We start from the raw sequence: 17,377 nt of genomic DNA, 5'->3' as shown, positions 1-17,377 counted from the left end.
ACAAGGATAATATGTTTTCACATAAAAATAACCCAATTAGAGCTAATTATACTGATCAATATATCAGGGTATATCAGGCTTATTCCGATTCAATTGCTGACAGCACCATTAAACACGGCACTTTTATTTCCCCACCTTTTAGCATGACTCGCATGACATGGATCAAGCCCTCCTTCTTATGGATGATGTACCGATCCGGTTGGGCAAAGAAGGATGATGGTCAGAAAAGAATTCTAGCGATTGACCTGACACATGAAGGATTCAAACAGATTATCCAACAAGGTGTAATCAGTCATTTTGATCCTGAATTTTTCAATTCAATGGAAATCTGGGAAGAGAAAGTGCAGAACAGTGATGTTGTAATTCAATGGGATCCAGAGCGGGATATTTCGTTGAATAAGCTAGAGCAAAGAACAATCCAGATTGGGCTGCGCAATCAAGCTTTAAATAGCTATGTTAATCAATGGATTACTAATGTTACAGATATTACCGATAGGGTGTATCATATTCATGAGTTGGTGAAAAATAATAAGCTGGATATGGCTAAAAAACTTTTGCCAGAAGAAAAAATTTACCTTGGGTTATGATACATAAAAGTGTAAAGCAAAATTTTTGCATCTTGCTTTATTATATTTTCTTCAATAAACACTTTTTTCTCTTACACTATAGCCTGCTGTTCCAGCAGAATGGTGTCTGCATATAATATCACTATAACTTACAGAGACATATTCTTCCTGTTGAGCACTATTTTGAGATGTTCTGAGTAATTAACATTGTAATGTTAATTTTTCATTGTTTGAGATGGCTATTAATCTTAAAGAGTAGGGTTTATCGATTGGTTTTATAAAATTGACAGGGTGATGTATCATATTTTGGGTGAGAGCGATTTAACTATTGAACTAAGTTATGGAGTTATAGAAAAAATTTCTAAATCAGCAAGAATATTGAAAATAAATCATCTAAATAGCCAAGCAAGGGGCTAAGGATACCAAATATAAAATAGGAGTTTTATATGATAAGGGATTAGGTGTTAAAAAATTATAATGAAGTTGCAAAATGGTATATTCAATTAGCAAAACAGGGAAATGCAAAAGCACAATTTAATCTCTTTGGGGCGAATTCCCCGCCGCTATCGACAGTAAGGTTTGATGATTAAATTTAAATAATTGTAGCTATTAGGTAATGTTTAGTTGTAAGTTTAATGTATTTAATTTATACATGATGAAATTGTAGTAATAATTGTTTAATTTTAATTAATTAAACAATTTATTTTATTGATAAATAAAAATATGTTTTTTTGTTTTATATTGAAAACAATATGAATACCGAGTATATAGATTCTTATAAATCCAGATAGGATTAGATTCATATCTAATTGAGAGATGATAGACATCGATGAGTCCACTATCTTAGAAGGTGTTCTTATGAGTCAGAAATTTTTTAAATTTAACCAATTTCTTTGTAAGCACAGTCACCATGGTTTGACTGAATGTAATCCAAAAGTTCCCTGTGGATGTGGAAAATGCATAGGTATTTCTTTATATATCTTAGCAAATTTATATGAGTGCGAATCAGAAAGTTTGTCACCGGAAAGAGCATTTCAGTTAACAGAGATGTATGCAAAGATGCTTAAAATGACAAGAAACCCAATGACTTTAGAACCAACAGTGATGGGAAACTTTAGTCATTTAGAGCAAATAATTTCAACTCTTCAATTAAAATATCAATCATACGAAAAATATCCTTTTGGCGATTTTTTTTATTCTTTTGATGGTTCGGGTTTCGCTTTGGCTTACCTTTATGCATGTGATTCAATTAAAGGGCTATCGTCTCAATATTTATTTTGTACTAGTTTTAAAGATAGGCAGGACGCAATAAGTGTTGGTAGATCTATAGGGGGCAATCATACGGGGTTTATTGTTTGGGAAAATTCCAATTTCTTTATATTTGATCCTAATGTTGGTGGTGGGTTATTTCAATTCGGTATTGCTAGAATTACACCATATACTATTGAAGGTGGTTTTAATATAATGAGTGTTAAATTGGGAAGTTCTCAAAAAGTTAGGCTTGTATCTATATTTAAACCACGATTTGATCTTGAAACTAAAAATAGTTGCATATTGAATAACGCTTTAAAAGATATTCATTCTTTCAAGGAGGATATTTAAATGAATAATATTTTCTATAGAGGTAATGATATTTAAAAGGTAAATGAGTGCCGCCAACATTGCTAAGACTTGAAAAATTAAGGAAATAGGAACACACAGAAACAGACCTCTTATTATTGCTGATAAATCAAGAGGTCTGTAGATGTTACTGCTCAAAGCAGTTAATATAACGAACAATCAAACGCTGATCTTGTGACCTGATAGCGCTGAATTATGGCGGGCTTGTCCATCGGCACCATAGAGAGAAGGGCTGTGGTGACTTTTCAGAAAAGCGATTGCTTTACTGTTCAACTCAATATGCTGATTCAGCAAAAATCCATTATGTACATTTAAATTGCGGATACGCTCAACCGTTTGGCTAATTTGGCTCCATAATATTGCCAATCTTTCGTGGCCGGCATAAGGTGCGTTTATTTTTAGCATTTCACTTAATTGCTGTCGCTTGCGTTCTGCGTGATCGAGTGCGGCCAGAAAAAATGTTTTTTGTTCTGTCACTCGATGTAAATGATTTGCTTCAATAAAGCCTTCGCTTAATATGCGCTGCTCTTCTGCCATAGTTTGCGAAAGCGAATTTAAGTGCGCACTTTGCTGTTCAAGCAAGAGTTGAAGTTCTTCCATTTATGGCTCTTTACTATTCGATGGTTTATTTATCATATTCCATATTTTCAAGGGATTCTCTGAATAAGGCATCAGCAATTTTACCGCTGTCCATTGTCAGAGTTCCCTTTGCAATGGCTTCTTTTAATTGTTGTACTTTCTGGATATTAATATCCTGGCTACTTGGCTGAACGAGCTTTTTCTGCGCTTCGCTCAGCTTGACTTGTGTATCTGCGCTTTTTTCTGCGACAGCCACAGTTCTGCGAGTGCTTTGAGCACCTTCATTGGCATTGCGTTGTTGTACAGCAGCAATAGCCAGTAGAGGTTGAGTGCGTTCAATACTCATAATCGTAATCCTTTAATCAGGCACTATTTATTTGTCTTAGGTAGCAGGCGATATACCGCTGGCATGCCTGTAAATCATGGTCTGTTGGTTATATCGGCTTGAAGAAATAAAACTTTAGCCATTTATAACATCATTTTTACACTACCATTTTCTTGGGCTTCACCAGTGATAATCTGCCCAGAAACCAAGCGGACACGGATATTATCAAAACTCGCGGCGTTGTTAATCGCTTTTCCTTCGTAACGCACTTGAAAATGATGTCCATCTACGGTGATGACCACATTTTGTCCAGCTTTAATCGCCCATGGACGCCGAATCATATTGCGTGTGATGAATTGTCCGGCAGGAATGTTACGGATAGCAACACCATTTTGTATGGCCTTTCTGTTACGGATTATGTCATTTGGTAACTTATCCAACGCACCTGTTTTTATCTGAAAATCTTTTTCAGTCAGTACCGCATTGCGGTTAATAATTCGCTTCGAAACTAAATATGGGCCAGTGACATTGACGTATACCTGAATAAAACGGCGTTGTTGGCCGCAGTGTACGGGGATAGAAAGATTGCCCCAGTTTCTGTTACTCAGTGAAGGCTGTATTTCAGGAAATTCACAGACCGGCCATTGTTGCTTAGGCGTTTTGATTTCTATGGAGACTTTATGGTCAGCAGTATGATGGAGCTGCCTGAAATACTCATTTATTGATTGCGGTAAGTTGTTTCCCCACACCAAAGAACAGCTAAAAAATAGATTAAGGAAAAAGCTAAGGAACCCGATAAATTTTAATGCAGGCATTTAACCACCTTGACCCTGTTAGCGAACCATGATTTCAAAAAATATTCAGTACCTGTTAGATGTTAATAGTGTAACGCGGTTGATTATTCGTTAATGGGATAAATAGCAATCCAATTTGTATCTATTCTTCGAATTACCTTTTTTTTCTACGTTTATTCTGTTAGCTGCTTAGAGCTTATACCCAATAGATTTTACGAACAGACCCAGGGGAGGAATATGCTCGATAAATTAGATGCCGCCTTTCAATTTCGACAAGAATCGCTGGCACTCCGTAACCAGCGGCAGGAAATTTTGTCTGCCAATATCGCCAATGCGGATACCCCAGGCTATCAGGCGCGTGATATCGATTTTGCTGCTCAACTGAAAAAGGTGATGGCACATGGTCGTGTAACGGGGAATGGAATTGGGCTAACTCTGACTTCCGATCGACATATTCCCGTTCAACCTCAAAAACGTCTGGAGATGGATCTGCTGTATCGGTTACCTCACCAGACGGCAATGGATGGAAATACCGTTGACATGGATATGGAACGCAGCAATTTCGCAGATAACAGTCTGAAATATCAGGCCGAACTTACGATGACAAATGCGCAGATCAAAAGCATGATGTCAGTTCTACAGTCACAAGGATAATGGGAATGTCTCTACTCAGTATTTTTGATATTGCCGGCTCCGCGCTTTCCGCTCAGTCCCAGCGACTGAACGTTAGCGCCAGCAATATGGCGAATGCCGATAGCGTTGTCGGGCCGGATGGGGAGCCTTATCGCGCCAAACAAGTGGTATTTCGCGTTGCCGCACCCGCAGGGCAGGAGATCGGTGGTGTGCGTGTCAGCGAAGTGGTGGATGATCCTACGCCTTTTCGCCTTGAATATCAGCCGGGTAATCCACTGGCAGATGAAAAAGGGTATGTACGTATGCCAAATGTGGATGTGGTCGGGGAAATGGTCAACACTATCTCTGCATCCCGTAGCTATCAGGCAAATGTTGAAGTGCTTAACACAACCAAGTCCATTATGTTGAAAACGCTGACCCTGGGTCAGTAACAGGAATTCCGTTATGGCAGTTACCACTTCAATTAATGATTCATTAGACAATTCGACGGTAGGTGAACTCGCTGCTGTCACTCAACAACAGTCACAAAATAGTGGCGACATCAAAGATAACTTCTTGAACTTATTGGTCGCGCAGCTCAAGAACCAAGACCCCACCAATCCGATGCAAAATAATGAGCTGACTACTCAGCTTGCACAGATTAGCACCGTTCAGGGCGTTGAAAAACTCAATAAAACGCTGGGGGCGGTTGTCGGGCAAATGGAAGGCAATCAGGCGATGCAAACGACATTGCTGATTGGTCGCGGTGTCTTGACGCAGGGCAATAAGATTTTAGTCGGTTCCAATGAAGAAGATGGAATCAGCGCAACGCCGTTTGGCCTTGAGCTGACTCGACCGGCCGATAGCGTCAAAGTGACAATTACAGATAAAAATGGCGCGGTGGTGCAGGAGTTGGATTTCGGTAAATTGAATGCCGGTGTCCATAGCTTCATATGGGATGGTAAAGGCGCAGATGGCAAGGACGTGGCAAACAGTGCATATAGCTTCACTGTTTCCGCAAGCTATCAAGATCAAGCGTTGGTGACACTTCCGCTGACTTATGCCGTGGTACACGGCGTCACGCGGGGTGAGGATGGCACTAAATTAGATTTAGGGCTGGCGGGTACGGTAACCATGGATAAAGTTCGTCAGATTCTTTATTAAACGGAGGACATAATGGCTTTTTCACAAGCAGTCAGTGGCTTAAATGCCGCAGCGAGTAACTTGGATGTTATTGGTAATAATATTGCAAACTCGGCGACATTCGGCTTTAAATCCAGCTCCGCTGCTTTTGCGGACGTTTTCAGCGGCTCAGAGGTTGGTTTAGGTGTTAAGGTTTCTGGCATGGTTCAGAACTTTAAAGACGGCTCAACCACCACGACTAACCGTCAGTTGGATATGGCTATCACACAGGGCGGTTTTTTCCGCATGCTGGATTCTAACGGTAATACTTTCTATTCCCGTAACGGTCAGTTCAAAATGGACGCAGACCGTAATTTGATCAATATGCAGGGTATGAAACTGACGGGATATCCGGCGGTAAATGGAGAAATTCAACAGGGTGGTGCAGTGGGGCCAATTTCGGTTCCAACAACGATGCTGGATGCGAAAGCAACAAAAGAGGCCAAGTTGCAAGCTAATCTGAACTCGATGGATACAGCTATCAAAGATAAATTTGATCCAAGCAATAAGGATACTTTTAATTACAGCGCTCCACTTCAAGTTTTCGATAGCTTGGGCAATCAGCACGATCTCAATGTGTTTTTTGTTAAAACAGAAAACAATAAATGGCAAGTTCATGCTCAGGATACTTCTGTAGTGGGTTCTGAAGCCAAACCATTGGGGGAATTTGCATTCAGTACTAGTGGCCAAATGGGTACTATTGATCCATTCAAATTTACAATACCAGCCCTGAATGGTTCTGAGCCTGCAGAAATCAGTATTGATTTCAACGGTAGTAAGCAGCAGAGTATTGCTCAAAATTCCATCTCTCCGCCAAAGCAAGATGGCTATGAACCTGGTCATTTCACCAATTATCGCATAGATAACGACGGTAAAATTTACGGTCTTTACTCCAACGATAAGACACTCGTTTTAGGTCAGGTGGTGCTGGCTAATTTCTCCAATCCTGAAGGTTTGGCTGCGCAAGGCGATAACGTCTGGGCGGAATCCAGTGCATCTGGTAGCCCTGTTGTGGGTACAGCAGCTTCCGGTAACTTCGGTAAGCTAATCAGCGGTGCGCTGGAGTCTTCTAATGTGGACATGAGCCAAGAGCTGGTCAATATGATTGTCGCCCAGCGTAACTATCAATCCAACGCTCAGACCATCAAGACGCAGGACCAAATCCTGCAAACGCTGGTCAGTATGCGTTAATAAGCTCAGGCGGATAGCTTTATGGATCACGTCATTTATACCGCGATGGGCGCAGCACGTAACACGCTGGAACATCAGGCCGTCACAGCCAACAATCTGGCCAACGCATCAACGCCGGGCTTCAAAGCTCAGCTCGCAGCACTGCGCGCCGTGCCGATTGAAGGCGAAACCTTGCCGACTCGTACATTGACCGTTGCCTCTACCCCCGGCATGGATAGCCGTCAGGGGCCAATGAATTATACCGCCCGTCCATTGGATGTGGCTGTCGGACAAGGCGGCTACTTGGCTGTCCAGATTGAAGATGGGACAGAAGCCTATACGCGCAACGGTAGCATTCAGATTTCGTCCGAAGGGCAATTGATGGTGCAGGGGCGTATGTTGATGGGCGAAAACGGGCCGATTGATGTTCCGCCACAGGCTGAACTGACCATTGCGGCATATGGTGCCATTTCTGCTTTGATTGCCAGCGATCCGCCTACTTTGTTAGGGCAGATTGGCAAGCTGAAAATCGTTAAGCCGGAAGCAGGTCAAGTGGTACGGGGCGATGACGGTCTGTTTCACTTAACGCCACAAGCGCAGGAACAGCAGGGCAACGAACTGGCGGCCAGTACGGAAGTCAAAGTCATGCCGGGTGTACTGGAAGGCAGCAATGTCAATCCGGTGGAAAGCATGGTGAACATGATTGCCAATGCACGTCGCTTTGAGATGCAGATGAAAGTCATACACAGTTCCGATGAAAATGCACAGCGGGCTAACCAAATTCTCGCTATGAGCTGAATCGGGAACAGGGGATAAATTCATGATCCGATCTTTATGGATTGCTAAGACTGGGCTGGATGCTCAGCAAACAAATATGGATGTGATTGCCAACAACCTGGCAAACGTCAGCACCAACGGTTTTAAACGCCAACGTGCAGTATTTGAAGATTTGCTCTATCAAACTGAACGTCAGCCGGGCGCGATGTCGTCTGAACAGACTAATCTGCCATCAGGTTTGCAGATTGGTACTGGTGTGCGTCCAGTGGCGACTGAGCGTCTGCACAGTCAGGGCAATTTGGCACAAACCAATAACAGTAAAGACGTGGCAATCAAAGGGCAGGGCTTCTTCCAAATCCAGATGCCTGATGGCACCACGGGCTATACCCGTGATGGTTCATTTCAGGCGGATCAAAATGGTCAATTGGTAACCGCCGGTGGTTTTCAGGTCGTACCTGCAATCATTATTCCAGACAATGCTACCAAAATCAGCATTGCCCGTGATGGGATTGTCAGCGTGAACGTGCAGGGGCAAAACGCGCCTCAGCAGGTTGGGCAATTGACGCTGACCACGTTCATCAATGAGAGTGGTTTGGAAAGCATCGGTGAAAATCTGTATCTGGAAACCAACAGTTCCGGTGTTCCGGTGGAAAATGCACCGGGCATCAATGGCGCCGGATTGCTTTACCAAGGCTATGTTGAAACTTCTAACGTTAATGTGGCGGAAGAATTAGTCAATATGATCCAGGTTCAGCGGGCCTACGAAATCAACAGTAAAGCAGTCTCTACGTCTGATCAGATGTTGCAAAAACTGACTCAGTTATAACCTAATCATTAATCAGTGGGGAATATACCCAAAAGGGAAATCAATTCCCCACTATTTCTGCTATAAACTTAAGAGCATCGAAGATGGATATAATGCCCGTTGCCGAGAACCATTCCGGAAGCCATGCTAAAAACCATGTAACTTATGACTCTGCTGGTTTACGGAAAAACCGGAGAAATAAGGGGCGTATCAGCAGATCTGTGGTGGTACTAACATTGGCGGTACTGACATTAGGGGGCTGTGCTTATATGCCGCACAAACCGCTGGTGAAAGGGCAGACAACCGCAAAACCCGCCGAAGCAGCTATTCCTACGCCAAATGGTTCTATTTTTCAGACCGTCCAGCCAGTTTATTACGGTTATCAACCCCTGTTTGAAGACCGTCGTCCCCGCAATATCGGTGATACGCTGACCATAATCTTGCAAGAAAATGTCAGTGCGAGTAAAAACTCCTCTGCCAATGCCAGCCGTAATGGAAAAACCGGTTTTATGGCTACCCTGACTCCCCGTTTCCTACAGGGATTGATGGGCGGTGGTAAAACCGATTTGAGTATGGAAGGCAACAATGAGTTCGGTGGTAAAGGTGGGGCGAATGCTAACAATACATTCCGGGGCACGATTACCGTGACCGTGGATAGTTTGCTGGCAAACGGCAACCTGCATGTGGTGGGTGAAAAACAGATCGCCATCAATCAGGGTACGGAATTCATTCGTTTCTCTGGCGTTGTGAACCCGCGCACAATCACTGGCACTAATACCGTGAGTTCTAACCAAGTTGCGGATGCCCGCATTGAGTATGTTGGCGATGGTTATATCAACGAAGCACAGCATATGGGTTGGTTGCAACGTTTCTTTATGAATATCTCGCCGTTTTAAAAGAGGATGGTCAAGATGAAAAAATTAGTCGCCAGCCTTTTTACGCTTTTGCTGGTGTTGTCGAGTACGTTTGTGTCTACCAGTGCTTTTGCGGAGCGCATTCGTGATTTGACGACCATTGAGGGTATCAGGGATAACGCACTGATTGGTTATGGTCTGGTGGTTGGGCTAGATGGCACGGGTGACCAAACCATGCAGACACCTTTCACTACTCAAAGTTTGAGTAATATGTTGTCGCAGTTGGGAATTACCGTGCCGCCCGGTACGAATATGCAGCTTAAAAATGTGGCAGCAGTCATGGTGACAGCAAAGCTGCCGCCTTTTTCACGTGCAGGGCAAAACATTGATGTCGTAGTGTCCTCACTAGGTAATGCCAAGAGCTTGCGCGGTGGAACATTGCTGATGACACCGTTGAAAGGGGTGGATAATCAGATCTACGCGCTGGCTCAAGGGAATATTTTGGTTGGTGGAGCGGGCGCTAGTGCGGGTGGTAACAGTATTAAAATCAATCAACTTGCGGGCGGACGTATCTCCAATGGTGCTGTGATTGAGCGAGAATTGCCAACACGATTCGGCCAGAAAGGGACGCTTAACCTGCAACTGAATGATGATGATTTTGGGATGGCCCAGCAAATTAGTGATGCAGTTAATCGTCTGAAAGGAACGGGTACAGCAACACCTCTGGATTCCCGCACCGTGCAGTTACGTTTGCCGATAGAGAACAGCGAACAGGTGAAGTTTCTGTCTCAAGTTCAGAATTTGACTATCCGTGTGGATGCCGGTGATGCCAAAGTGATTTTCAATTCCCGTACAGGGTCGGTGGTCATGAACCGCAATGTCACGCTGGATAGCTGTGCGATTGCGCATGGTAGTTTGTCTGTGACTGTTGAACGCCAGACAGTGGTTAATCAGCCTAATACACCATTAGCAGGGGGTAACACTGTTGTAACCCGTAATACCGGAATAGGCATTCAGGAACAAGGCGGTGCATTACAGCAGGTTAGCTCCAGCGCGAATCTGACTCAAGTTGTGCGAGCATTAAATGCTCTGGGCGCGACACCAACGGATTTAATGTCGATCTTGCAGGCGATGGAGAGCGCAGGTTGTTTGCGTGCGAAATTGGAGATTATCTGATGAATGATTTTCTGACAACGCCTAACGCTGCTTACGATGTTAATTCGTTACATTCACTGAAAGCGAAACTGTCACAGGAACCACAACAAGGGCTACGGCAAGTAGCCCAGGAACTGGAAGGCGTCTTTGTCCAGATGATGCTGAAAAGTATGCGTTCCTCTCTGCCGCAGGATGGCATTTTGAGCAGTGATCAGACGCGTTTTTATACTTCGATGTACGATCAGCAAATTGCTCAGGATCTTTCTCAAAAAGGGCTGGGATTTGCCGATATGATCGTCAAACAGTTCTCCAGCGCGAATGCTCCCAATGAATTAGCGGGGACTATGCCGATGCCGCTGGATAATGAAATCCTGCAAACATTACCCAAGCCGGCATTGGCGCAGTTTATGCATCAGGCTATGTCTGGCTATCAGTCTAAGTCTCAAAAACTGTCTTCGTCCTTCAGCAATGGTTCTGCTCAGTCGAAATTATTACCAATGAACAGCGCCAACTTTGTTTCCATGCTTTCGCTGCCGGCACAGTTGGCGAGTCAGCAAAGTGGTATCCCTCATTTATTGATTATTGCACAGGCTGCGCTGGAATCCGGTTGGGGACAACGGGAAATTCTGACGGCAGAAGGCAAAACGAGCCACAACCTGTTTGGTATTAAAGCCGGTAAACATTGGAAAGGGCCTGTTACCAATATTATGACGACGGAATACATTGATGGTGAGCCGAAAAAAATGCAGGACAGTTTCCGCGTGTATGGCTCTTATATGGAAGCGATCACGGATTACGTCAAGCTGCTGACGGAAAATCCCCGTTATGCCAAGGTAGCGCAATCGACAACAGCAGAGCAGGGGGCGTACTCCTTACAAGATGCAGGATATGCGACCGATCCCGGCTATGCACAAAAATTGGTATCACTGATCCAGCAGTTAAAAAATACCGGCAATCAAATGGCAAAACTCTATGCCTATGATTTCGATAATCTGTTCTGAGCACCTATCATTTTTGCTCAAGGAACAGGGAAATTTGCCGATAACTGTAGCAGTGAATGACCTCCCATAATGGAGGCTTAAAGAAAACGTAAAAGGATCTACACATGTCCAATGGTCTTATGAATACTGCTATGAGTGGTATTAATGCTGCGCAGGTGGCAATGGGTGTAGCGGGTAATAACATAGCCAACTCTAAGAACGCGGATTATAACCGACAGACTACCGTGATGACGCAAAATAATGGAACCATGTCGCCAGTGGGTTTTATGGGGAACGGTGTGGTTGTCAGCACCATTAACCGCGAATACAGCGAATTCGTTAACCAGCAATATAATGCTGCACAAACCAAATATGCTGCTCAGAAAACTTATAATCAACAGATCAGCAAAATCAACGATCTGTTAGCGGATAAAGATACTAGCTTGTCCAGTACTATCGAAGATTTTTTCAAAAATCTAGGGACTGTTGTGAGTAATGCGGAAGACAGTGCCGCAAGGACTACCGTACTGGGCAAAGCGGAAGGTTTGGTGAGTCGTTTCAAAGAAGCAGATGAATTTCTGCGTCAGGTAGACAGCAGCATAAATTCTCAAATTGAACAGAATGTTCAAGAGATCAATCAATACTCAAAAGAAATTGCTAACCTGAACAATGAAATCACGCGTATGCGTGGTACCGGCACTGGCGAACCTCTGGCGTTGCTGGATAAGCGTGATGAAGCCATTAATCGGTTAAACCAGTTGGTGGAAGTGAACGTCATCCAACAAGATGGTGGGGTTTATAACGTCTCATTTGGCGGCGGCATGACGCTGGTTTCGGGCAATAAATCCTATCAATTGGAAGCCATCTCTTCCAGCACTGACAGCGGCCGTATCACACTGGGCTACAACAATGGCACAGTGGGTACCAGAGAAATTGATGAACGTTTCATTACCAAAGGTGCATTGGGCGGCGCGTTGAGTGTGCGTAAGGAAGTGGTGGACTCAACCCGCAGTGATTTGAACCAACTGGCACTGGTGATGGCAGATCAATTCAATCAGGTACAGCACGGAGGTTTTGATCTGAAAGGCAATAAGGGCGAAGATTTCTTTAAGTTCGACCAGCCTAAAATAATTTCTAATAGTAATAATAAAGGCACTGCTGAAATTACGGTGAGATATGCAAATACCACCGAAGTGAAAGCCAGTGACTATACCCTCAAATTTGAAGGTGGGGCTTGGAAAGTTCAGCGCGTTTCTGACAAAGCAATCGTTTCTGTGAAAGAAGAGGACGGAGCGCTGTTATTTGATGGACTGAAAGTCAATATTGATGCCTCTAAATCAAAAGATCACGATACCTATACGTTGAAAACTGTCAGCAACGTTGTAGCAACATTGGAAGTGAATCTGAAAGACTCTTCCCAATTGGCGACTGCCAGTGACAAAAGTGCGGGTCCAAGCGATAACCGCAATGCGAAGAAATTCCTTGAATTACAGGACAAGCGTTTGGTTGATGGCAAATCTTCCTTTGCTGGGGCATACGCCTCGTTGGTCAGTACCGTGGGTAGCGACGCGAATAGAGCTAAAGTGGATGCCGAAGCGCAGGGGCATATCGTTGATAAACTCAGCGCAACCCGTCAATCAATTTCTGGCGTCAATATGGACGAAGAGTACGGAGAGTTACAACGTTTGCAGCAGTACTATCTGGCAAACGCCCGTGTAATCCAAACCGCATCAACCTTGTTCGATGCGATTTTGGGTATTCGCTAATTACCGCTCGGTTGCAGATAAAAAGGAAATAATATTGTGCGTGTAAGTACGAATCAATTATACAGTCAAAAAATGAATGGGATCTTTGAGGCTCAATCCAAATGGATGAAATCAGGTGAGCAACTATCCAGCGGTCGTCGGGTGATTAATCCGTCTGATGATCCACTGGCGGCTTCGCAGAATATTATGGTTTCTCAATCTGAATCGAAAAACCAGCAGTTTGCGACCGCTCGCATTTTTGCCAGAAACACGATGTCGGTGCAATTGAGTATTACCTCAAATGTTGTCTCAGTCTCAACCAACGTTTTTGAAACGTTGGTTGCCGCGGCGGATGAGCACAGTGATCAGGATCGTGAATCTTATGCACAGCAGTTGGACGGTTTAAAACAACAATTGTTGAACCTTGGCAATAAAACCGATGGTAATGGCCGCTATATTTTTGCGGGTTATAAGAGTGATGTTCCCCCTTTCGTTGCTGATGAAAAAAGTGGAAAGGTAAGTTACGTTGGTGGTGGTGAAAAAATCACGCAAAAAGTGGATGATAACCGCTCAATGACTATCGCGCATACCGGGGAGCAGGTGTTTTTATCTCAGCCCAGCAACCCGCTCAAAGAGCCTGATGGCAAAACGAATAGTGAGTCAGATGTTTTTGCTTCCATTGATATGGCTATCAAAGCACTAAAAACACCGTACAGCACTGCCAGTGAGGAAGAAAAAAATGAAGCTATGGAGCTGATGGATAAAGCCAACCGCGGCATTCGTAATAGCCTGAACAATTTTTCATCGGTAGAAGCGGTGTTAGGTTTGCAACTTCAGGAACTGGAACAGCTTGATTCATTGGGCAGTGAACGCAGTATTTCCAATACTGTTCGCTCAGGGGAGCTGGTTGATGTGGATTGGACAGCCACTATTGCTGAGTACTACCAGCAACAGGCTGGATTACAAGCTTCTTTCAAAGCATTTACTGACTTAAAAGGTATGTCTTTATTTGAGATGTATCGCTAATTCAGATTGGTATATACCCTTTATTTGGGGATAGCATCTTTCATTTCACACCCTTATCAACGATACCATTAAATGGGGAGTCGATAAGGGTTTATTTATTCCTTTCCATTGTTTTATTGGCTGAGCTTTCTTTCAATCATGTCATCATTATTTCATGGTAATACATGGTCGTAGTGTTAATGTCATCCGCGCTATAAACCTCTTCATTCCCCCAAGCAGATCTTCTGTGTGAAAAAATTAGCATTTTAAAAATCACCTTGAGCGATTGTTAAACGATTTTTGTGTAAATAATGACATGAAAATTAAGGTAAAAAAACGGGAATTTGAAAGGATAAAAATTTCTGTTACCGATGATGTTTTGGCCTTCCTGGTAGTGTATATGAATGGAATAGAGTAAAAATAGACAGTAAATACAGTTAAAACTGGCTTGCTATCTATGGTTTCTAATGGAGAAGGTAGAGGGCAATATAGAGCTTCTGTTTACCTTCCATCCTAGGATAAATCCTGATTTTTCTATTTATTATATTATTTTATCTTGTGATCAAGATCTTATCTTTGATAGGAAAGAGGAATATTGCATTAGTTTTTTTGATATAAACCCTTAGGTGTTTTGTTTTGATAATTTTTGGCTAGGGTTAAATCTTGTCTTACTATAGATGATAAGAATAAATAAACATGAAAATTATAAATATACTCTTTTGTGTTATTTTTATTTTGTTCAGTGTGATATTGATTGGATGTTTTGCAACAGTGGATCATGACTGGATGATTGGGGAAAAAGGGTTCAATACGGTTTGTGATGTAGTTAATACTTTTGTCATTAAGGATGACAGAACATTGACTGCACCTTTGTGTTTTGTCTTTCTGTTGCCTTTTATGATTTATTTTGTTGTGAAGGGGGTGAAAGAAGTTTCGGAAAATAGATTACAATCGATTGTTTATTTATTAATCATCGTGCTTTCAGTAGGATATTGGTATTGGATGTTTTTTGGTCGGTTTATGGATTGCCCATTTCCCACACATTGATGTTTTATATCCAATAGCCTCTAAGTTGAATAGCTTCCAAGTTTCATCGCCGTGGCAATAAATAATTTCTTAGAAGCAGCGCTAAATATGAGTAGAAGCAAAGCTAATTATGAGGAGATTGGTGCTTCCTCCCGCGCATACATTCCATAATCGCGTATTACAGCAGCAACCCTCAGACGATAATCTGCAAACACACCATTGCGTCCTAATACTTGTGCTTCTTGATGTTGATAAGCAACTCGCCATTGTTTTATGGATTCTTCATCACGCCAATAAGAGAGTGATAAATATTTATTGCTGTGGCTGAGACTTTGAAAACGTTCCACGGAAATAAAACCCGGAATAGTGTCCAATAATGGCCTGATTGCAGCAGCGGTATCGAAATAACGTTCACTCTGGTTTTCTGCGATTTCTACCTCAAATATAACAGCTAGCATGGTCGTCCCCTTGAAGAATGAAAAAACCTACGATATCTTGCTGAGTTCATTGTTACTTCGATGGCTAACAAAACATGCATGAATTTACCCTTGAAGAAAGAGTGGCAGCCATTGCATCAGTACTGGCGGATCGTACTCGTGCCCGCATGCTGTTTTTGATGATGGATGGACGTGCCTATACAGCGACAGAACTCAGCGCCGCATCCGATGTTGTACCATCAACAACCAGTGCTCATTTAAATCGTTTGGTAGCAGAAAACTTAATTACGTGCATTAAACAGGGTCGGCATCGTTATTTTAAGATCCATAGTGCAGAAGTGGCTGAATTACTGGAAAACATGATGCGCTTTGCTCATGGTGATCAGCCGGATATTGCCAAAATATCTACACCTAAGTCACTGCGTTTGTTCCGAACTTGTTATGACCATATGGCAGGAGAAATTGCGGTAAAAATTCATAATAGCCTATTGTTGAATCAGTGGATGACTGATAATTATGAGTTAACGTCAATGGGAAAAGATTTTCTGATTTCTCTTGGGGTATGTTGTGATGCAGACACTTCCCTACGGCGAAAATTTGCCTGTTCCTGCCTTGATTGGAGTGAGCGACAATTTCATCTCGGCGGGTTTTTAGGCGCATCGTTACTTGATACTTTTTTAAGGAAAAAATGGGCTGTCAGACAATTGGATAGCCGAGAGTTGGTCTTAACGGAATCAGGTTGTGTTGTTATAAGAAAAATAGTGCGCTAATCACTAGGTGTTTTTCTGGTTATCGTGTTTGCTAAAGTTTTTTATTTAATGAGTTTCGATATATTATCTTTCCTCATCACTGAATAGTGATTGGGCCTATTGATACGATGAAAGTTTCAATATAAATATATTTATACTAAATGGATTTCAAAATGCAGTACTTATGTCTTGGGAATGAATCCCTATTAGCATAGCTAATTCGATGTTTATAACTACTTAACTGGGAGGAGTGAGCATAGCCAACAAATTTTTAATTTGGAAGACGATAAATATATACGATTTAGTTATAATGCAACAATATATTTTATGTTAAAGATTATAAGTTAAAGGTCAAGTTATTAAATAATTATGAAAATTGTTTTTATCTTTATGTTTGAAGTAAATATTTTTTCTGGATATTTTTGTGGTGTAGATTATTTAATGATCTGAATTTATCTAAATAATTCTATCATAAAATTGGAATCACGACCAATTTTATGAACAAAAAGATATTATCACGCAATATTATTCATTCAGACTAATATAAATAAAATTATATTTTTTATTTATGTCATAACGATAATTTTAATATTTTAATAATTATTAAAAACTATTCTTACATTAGAGAACTATGCTTATATTAATAAAATATACGTACATACATTTAGCTTTATCCGCTAGTTTGATCAGTTTTGTCATATGTAAATTCAGAGAGTTTGCCTGTAGCAGTGCTAAATATAGAAGAATGCGATATTTTCGAATATACATCGAATATAGTTTGTAATTATTAACTTTGAGCATTTACTTGAAGCTCAGGGGAACATATGTGTAATTTACGGTCATGTATTAAATAGTTAGATTGAATATCAAAAATAGTACTCACGCTCAATAAAAGTTCCTATCACCTTATCGTGCATTTCTTCGGATTTTGAATAACTGATAGTTTTTCTATTCAGTCTTTTTACTCGAGTACGCTGAGTTAAATTCGTTCTCTCT

20 protein-coding genes are annotated in these 17,377 nt (G+C 42.0%); 15 read left to right on the top strand and 5 right to left on the bottom strand.

Annotated elements, in window-relative coordinates:
- The first annotated feature begins 11 nt into the window (after positions 1 to 11).
- Both Xhom_RS13280 and Xhom_RS13275 read left to right on the top strand, forming a co-directional pair.
- Complete coding sequence (locus Xhom_RS13280) at positions 12 to 587, top strand: DUF4291 domain-containing protein (protein ID WP_069315255.1); 576 nt, start codon at positions 12 to 14, stop codon at positions 585 to 587.
- An 837-nt stretch (positions 588 to 1,424) separates the two neighbouring features.
- The gene (locus tag Xhom_RS13275; RefSeq protein WP_145957454.1) at positions 1,425 to 2,168 is read left to right on the top strand and encodes a hypothetical protein; all 744 of its coding nucleotides are present in this window, start codon (positions 1,425 to 1,427) and stop codon (positions 2,166 to 2,168) included.
- 177 nt (positions 2,169 to 2,345) lie between these two features.
- Here the strand turns inward: Xhom_RS13275 and Xhom_RS13270 are convergent, their stop codons facing one another.
- From Xhom_RS13270 to flgA, 3 genes are all read right to left on the bottom strand, one after another.
- Positions 2,346 to 2,786, bottom strand: a complete 441-nt coding sequence (locus Xhom_RS13270; RefSeq protein ID WP_069315257.1) for a flagella synthesis protein FlgN — start codon at positions 2,784 to 2,786, stop codon at positions 2,346 to 2,348.
- Positions 2,787 to 2,811: 25 nt separating this feature from the next.
- The gene (gene flgM, locus Xhom_RS13265; RefSeq protein WP_069315258.1) at positions 2,812 to 3,111 is read right to left on the bottom strand and encodes a flagellar biosynthesis anti-sigma factor FlgM; all 300 of its coding nucleotides are present in this window, start codon (positions 3,109 to 3,111) and stop codon (positions 2,812 to 2,814) included.
- 122 nt (positions 3,112 to 3,233) lie between these two features.
- Positions 3,234 to 3,905, bottom strand: coding sequence for a flagellar basal body P-ring formation chaperone FlgA (gene flgA, locus Xhom_RS13260; RefSeq protein ID WP_069315259.1), 672 nt, complete (start codon positions 3,903 to 3,905; stop codon positions 3,234 to 3,236).
- A gap of 216 nt (positions 3,906 to 4,121) precedes the next feature.
- Here flgA and flgB point away from each other — a divergent pair, with 216 nt between their 5' ends.
- The 12 genes from flgB (at position 4,122) to Xhom_RS13200 (ending at position 15,216) form a co-directional block, all read left to right on the top strand.
- On the top strand, positions 4,122 to 4,538 hold the full coding sequence (flgB, locus tag Xhom_RS13255; protein WP_069315260.1) for a flagellar basal body rod protein FlgB: 417 nt from the start codon (positions 4,122 to 4,124) through the stop codon (positions 4,536 to 4,538).
- Between the two features lie 5 nt (positions 4,539 to 4,543).
- Positions 4,544 to 4,948 (top strand): flagellar basal body rod protein FlgC, encoded by a 405-nt coding sequence (flgC, locus tag Xhom_RS13250; protein WP_069315261.1) that lies wholly within the window; start codon positions 4,544 to 4,546, stop codon positions 4,946 to 4,948.
- A 13-nt stretch (positions 4,949 to 4,961) separates the two neighbouring features.
- Positions 4,962 to 5,660 (top strand): flagellar hook assembly protein FlgD, encoded by a 699-nt coding sequence (locus tag Xhom_RS13245; protein ID WP_069315262.1) that lies wholly within the window; start codon positions 4,962 to 4,964, stop codon positions 5,658 to 5,660.
- A 12-nt stretch (positions 5,661 to 5,672) separates the two neighbouring features.
- Positions 5,673 to 6,869 carry a flagellar hook protein FlgE gene (flgE, locus tag Xhom_RS13240; protein ID WP_069315263.1) on the top strand — a complete coding sequence of 399 codons (1,197 nt, stop codon included), beginning with the start codon at positions 5,673 to 5,675 and terminating at the stop codon, positions 6,867 to 6,869.
- Positions 6,870 to 6,890: 21 nt separating this feature from the next.
- Positions 6,891 to 7,646, top strand: coding sequence for a flagellar basal body rod protein FlgF (locus tag Xhom_RS13235; RefSeq protein WP_069315264.1), 756 nt, complete (start codon positions 6,891 to 6,893; stop codon positions 7,644 to 7,646).
- A gap of 22 nt (positions 7,647 to 7,668) precedes the next feature.
- On the top strand, positions 7,669 to 8,451 hold the full coding sequence (gene flgG, locus Xhom_RS13230) for a flagellar basal-body rod protein FlgG (RefSeq protein ID WP_069315265.1): 783 nt from the start codon (positions 7,669 to 7,671) through the stop codon (positions 8,449 to 8,451).
- Between the two features lie 83 nt (positions 8,452 to 8,534).
- Complete coding sequence (locus tag Xhom_RS13225) at positions 8,535 to 9,326, top strand: flagellar basal body L-ring protein FlgH (RefSeq protein ID WP_069315266.1); 792 nt, start codon at positions 8,535 to 8,537, stop codon at positions 9,324 to 9,326.
- Between the two features lie 15 nt (positions 9,327 to 9,341).
- Positions 9,342 to 10,460 carry a flagellar basal body P-ring protein FlgI gene (locus tag Xhom_RS13220; RefSeq protein WP_069315267.1) on the top strand — a complete coding sequence of 373 codons (1,119 nt, stop codon included), beginning with the start codon at positions 9,342 to 9,344 and terminating at the stop codon, positions 10,458 to 10,460.
- On the top strand, positions 10,460 to 11,440 hold the full coding sequence (gene flgJ / locus Xhom_RS13215) for a flagellar assembly peptidoglycan hydrolase FlgJ (protein WP_069315268.1): 981 nt from the start codon (positions 10,460 to 10,462) through the stop codon (positions 11,438 to 11,440). The genes Xhom_RS13220 and flgJ overlap by 1 nt, the downstream gene beginning before the upstream one ends.
- Positions 11,441 to 11,544: 104 nt before the next feature.
- Positions 11,545 to 13,185 carry a flagellar hook-associated protein FlgK gene (flgK, locus tag Xhom_RS13210; protein ID WP_069315269.1) on the top strand — a complete coding sequence of 547 codons (1,641 nt, stop codon included), beginning with the start codon at positions 11,545 to 11,547 and terminating at the stop codon, positions 13,183 to 13,185.
- Between the two features lie 36 nt (positions 13,186 to 13,221).
- The gene (gene flgL, locus Xhom_RS13205) at positions 13,222 to 14,190 is read left to right on the top strand and encodes a flagellar hook-associated protein FlgL (protein WP_069315270.1); all 969 of its coding nucleotides are present in this window, start codon (positions 13,222 to 13,224) and stop codon (positions 14,188 to 14,190) included.
- 675 nt (positions 14,191 to 14,865) lie between these two features.
- A complete protein-coding gene (locus tag Xhom_RS13200) occupies positions 14,866 to 15,216 on the top strand; it encodes a DUF2645 family protein (protein WP_069315271.1) in 351 nt (116 codons plus the stop codon).
- Between the two features lie 107 nt (positions 15,217 to 15,323).
- Here Xhom_RS13200 and Xhom_RS13195 read toward each other — a convergent pair whose 3' ends face one another.
- The gene (locus tag Xhom_RS13195; RefSeq protein ID WP_069315272.1) at positions 15,324 to 15,653 is read right to left on the bottom strand and encodes an antibiotic biosynthesis monooxygenase family protein; all 330 of its coding nucleotides are present in this window, start codon (positions 15,651 to 15,653) and stop codon (positions 15,324 to 15,326) included.
- Between the two features lie 74 nt (positions 15,654 to 15,727).
- Here Xhom_RS13195 and Xhom_RS13190 point away from each other — a divergent pair, with 74 nt between their 5' ends.
- Positions 15,728 to 16,402, top strand: a complete 675-nt coding sequence (locus Xhom_RS13190; protein ID WP_069315273.1) for an ArsR/SmtB family transcription factor — start codon at positions 15,728 to 15,730, stop codon at positions 16,400 to 16,402.
- Positions 16,403 to 17,247: 845 nt separating this feature from the next.
- On the opposite strand, the gene Xhom_RS13185 is transcribed toward Xhom_RS13190, so the two are convergent.
- The coding region (locus Xhom_RS13185) for an IS1 family transposase (protein ID WP_244590775.1) at positions 17,248 to 17,377 on the bottom strand (130 nt) is incomplete at its 5' end.

Origin of the sequence: Xenorhabdus hominickii, assembly GCF_002632725.1 — a bacterium.
Classification (GTDB): Bacteria; Pseudomonadota; Gammaproteobacteria; order Enterobacterales; family Enterobacteriaceae; genus Xenorhabdus; species Xenorhabdus hominickii.
Note: the sequence above shows the minus strand (reverse complement) of the source record. Positions and strands in the feature narration are given on the sequence as shown.

Excerpts from the sequence above, each read along its gene's own strand:
- Xhom_RS13280 (WP_069315255.1), top strand. The coding sequence starts at position 12 with ATGTTTTCACATAAAAATAACCCAATTAGAGCTAATTATACTGATCAA.
- Xhom_RS13275 (WP_145957454.1), top strand. The coding sequence starts at position 1,425 with ATGAGTCAGAAATTTTTTAAATTTAACCAATTTCTTTGTAAGCACAGT.
- Xhom_RS13270 (WP_069315257.1), bottom strand. The coding sequence starts at position 2,786 with ATGGAAGAACTTCAACTCTTGCTTGAACAGCAAAGTGCGCACTTAAAT.
- flgM (WP_069315258.1), bottom strand. The coding sequence starts at position 3,111 with ATGAGTATTGAACGCACTCAACCTCTACTGGCTATTGCTGCTGTACAA.
- flgA (WP_069315259.1), bottom strand. The coding sequence starts at position 3,905 with ATGCCTGCATTAAAATTTATCGGGTTCCTTAGCTTTTTCCTTAATCTA.
- flgB (WP_069315260.1), top strand. The coding sequence starts at position 4,122 with ATGCTCGATAAATTAGATGCCGCCTTTCAATTTCGACAAGAATCGCTG.
- flgC (WP_069315261.1), top strand. The coding sequence starts at position 4,544 with ATGTCTCTACTCAGTATTTTTGATATTGCCGGCTCCGCGCTTTCCGCT.
- Xhom_RS13245 (WP_069315262.1), top strand. The coding sequence starts at position 4,962 with ATGGCAGTTACCACTTCAATTAATGATTCATTAGACAATTCGACGGTA.
- flgE (WP_069315263.1), top strand. The coding sequence starts at position 5,673 with ATGGCTTTTTCACAAGCAGTCAGTGGCTTAAATGCCGCAGCGAGTAAC.
- Xhom_RS13235 (WP_069315264.1), top strand. The coding sequence starts at position 6,891 with ATGGATCACGTCATTTATACCGCGATGGGCGCAGCACGTAACACGCTG.
- flgG (WP_069315265.1), top strand. The coding sequence starts at position 7,669 with ATGATCCGATCTTTATGGATTGCTAAGACTGGGCTGGATGCTCAGCAA.
- Xhom_RS13225 (WP_069315266.1), top strand. The coding sequence starts at position 8,535 with ATGGATATAATGCCCGTTGCCGAGAACCATTCCGGAAGCCATGCTAAA.
- Xhom_RS13220 (WP_069315267.1), top strand. The coding sequence starts at position 9,342 with ATGAAAAAATTAGTCGCCAGCCTTTTTACGCTTTTGCTGGTGTTGTCG.
- flgJ (WP_069315268.1), top strand. The coding sequence starts at position 10,460 with ATGAATGATTTTCTGACAACGCCTAACGCTGCTTACGATGTTAATTCG.
- flgK (WP_069315269.1), top strand. The coding sequence starts at position 11,545 with ATGTCCAATGGTCTTATGAATACTGCTATGAGTGGTATTAATGCTGCG.
- Xhom_RS13200 (WP_069315271.1), top strand. The coding sequence starts at position 14,866 with ATGAAAATTATAAATATACTCTTTTGTGTTATTTTTATTTTGTTCAGT.
- Xhom_RS13195 (WP_069315272.1), bottom strand. The coding sequence starts at position 15,653 with ATGCTAGCTGTTATATTTGAGGTAGAAATCGCAGAAAACCAGAGTGAA.
- Xhom_RS13190 (WP_069315273.1), top strand. The coding sequence starts at position 15,728 with ATGCATGAATTTACCCTTGAAGAAAGAGTGGCAGCCATTGCATCAGTA.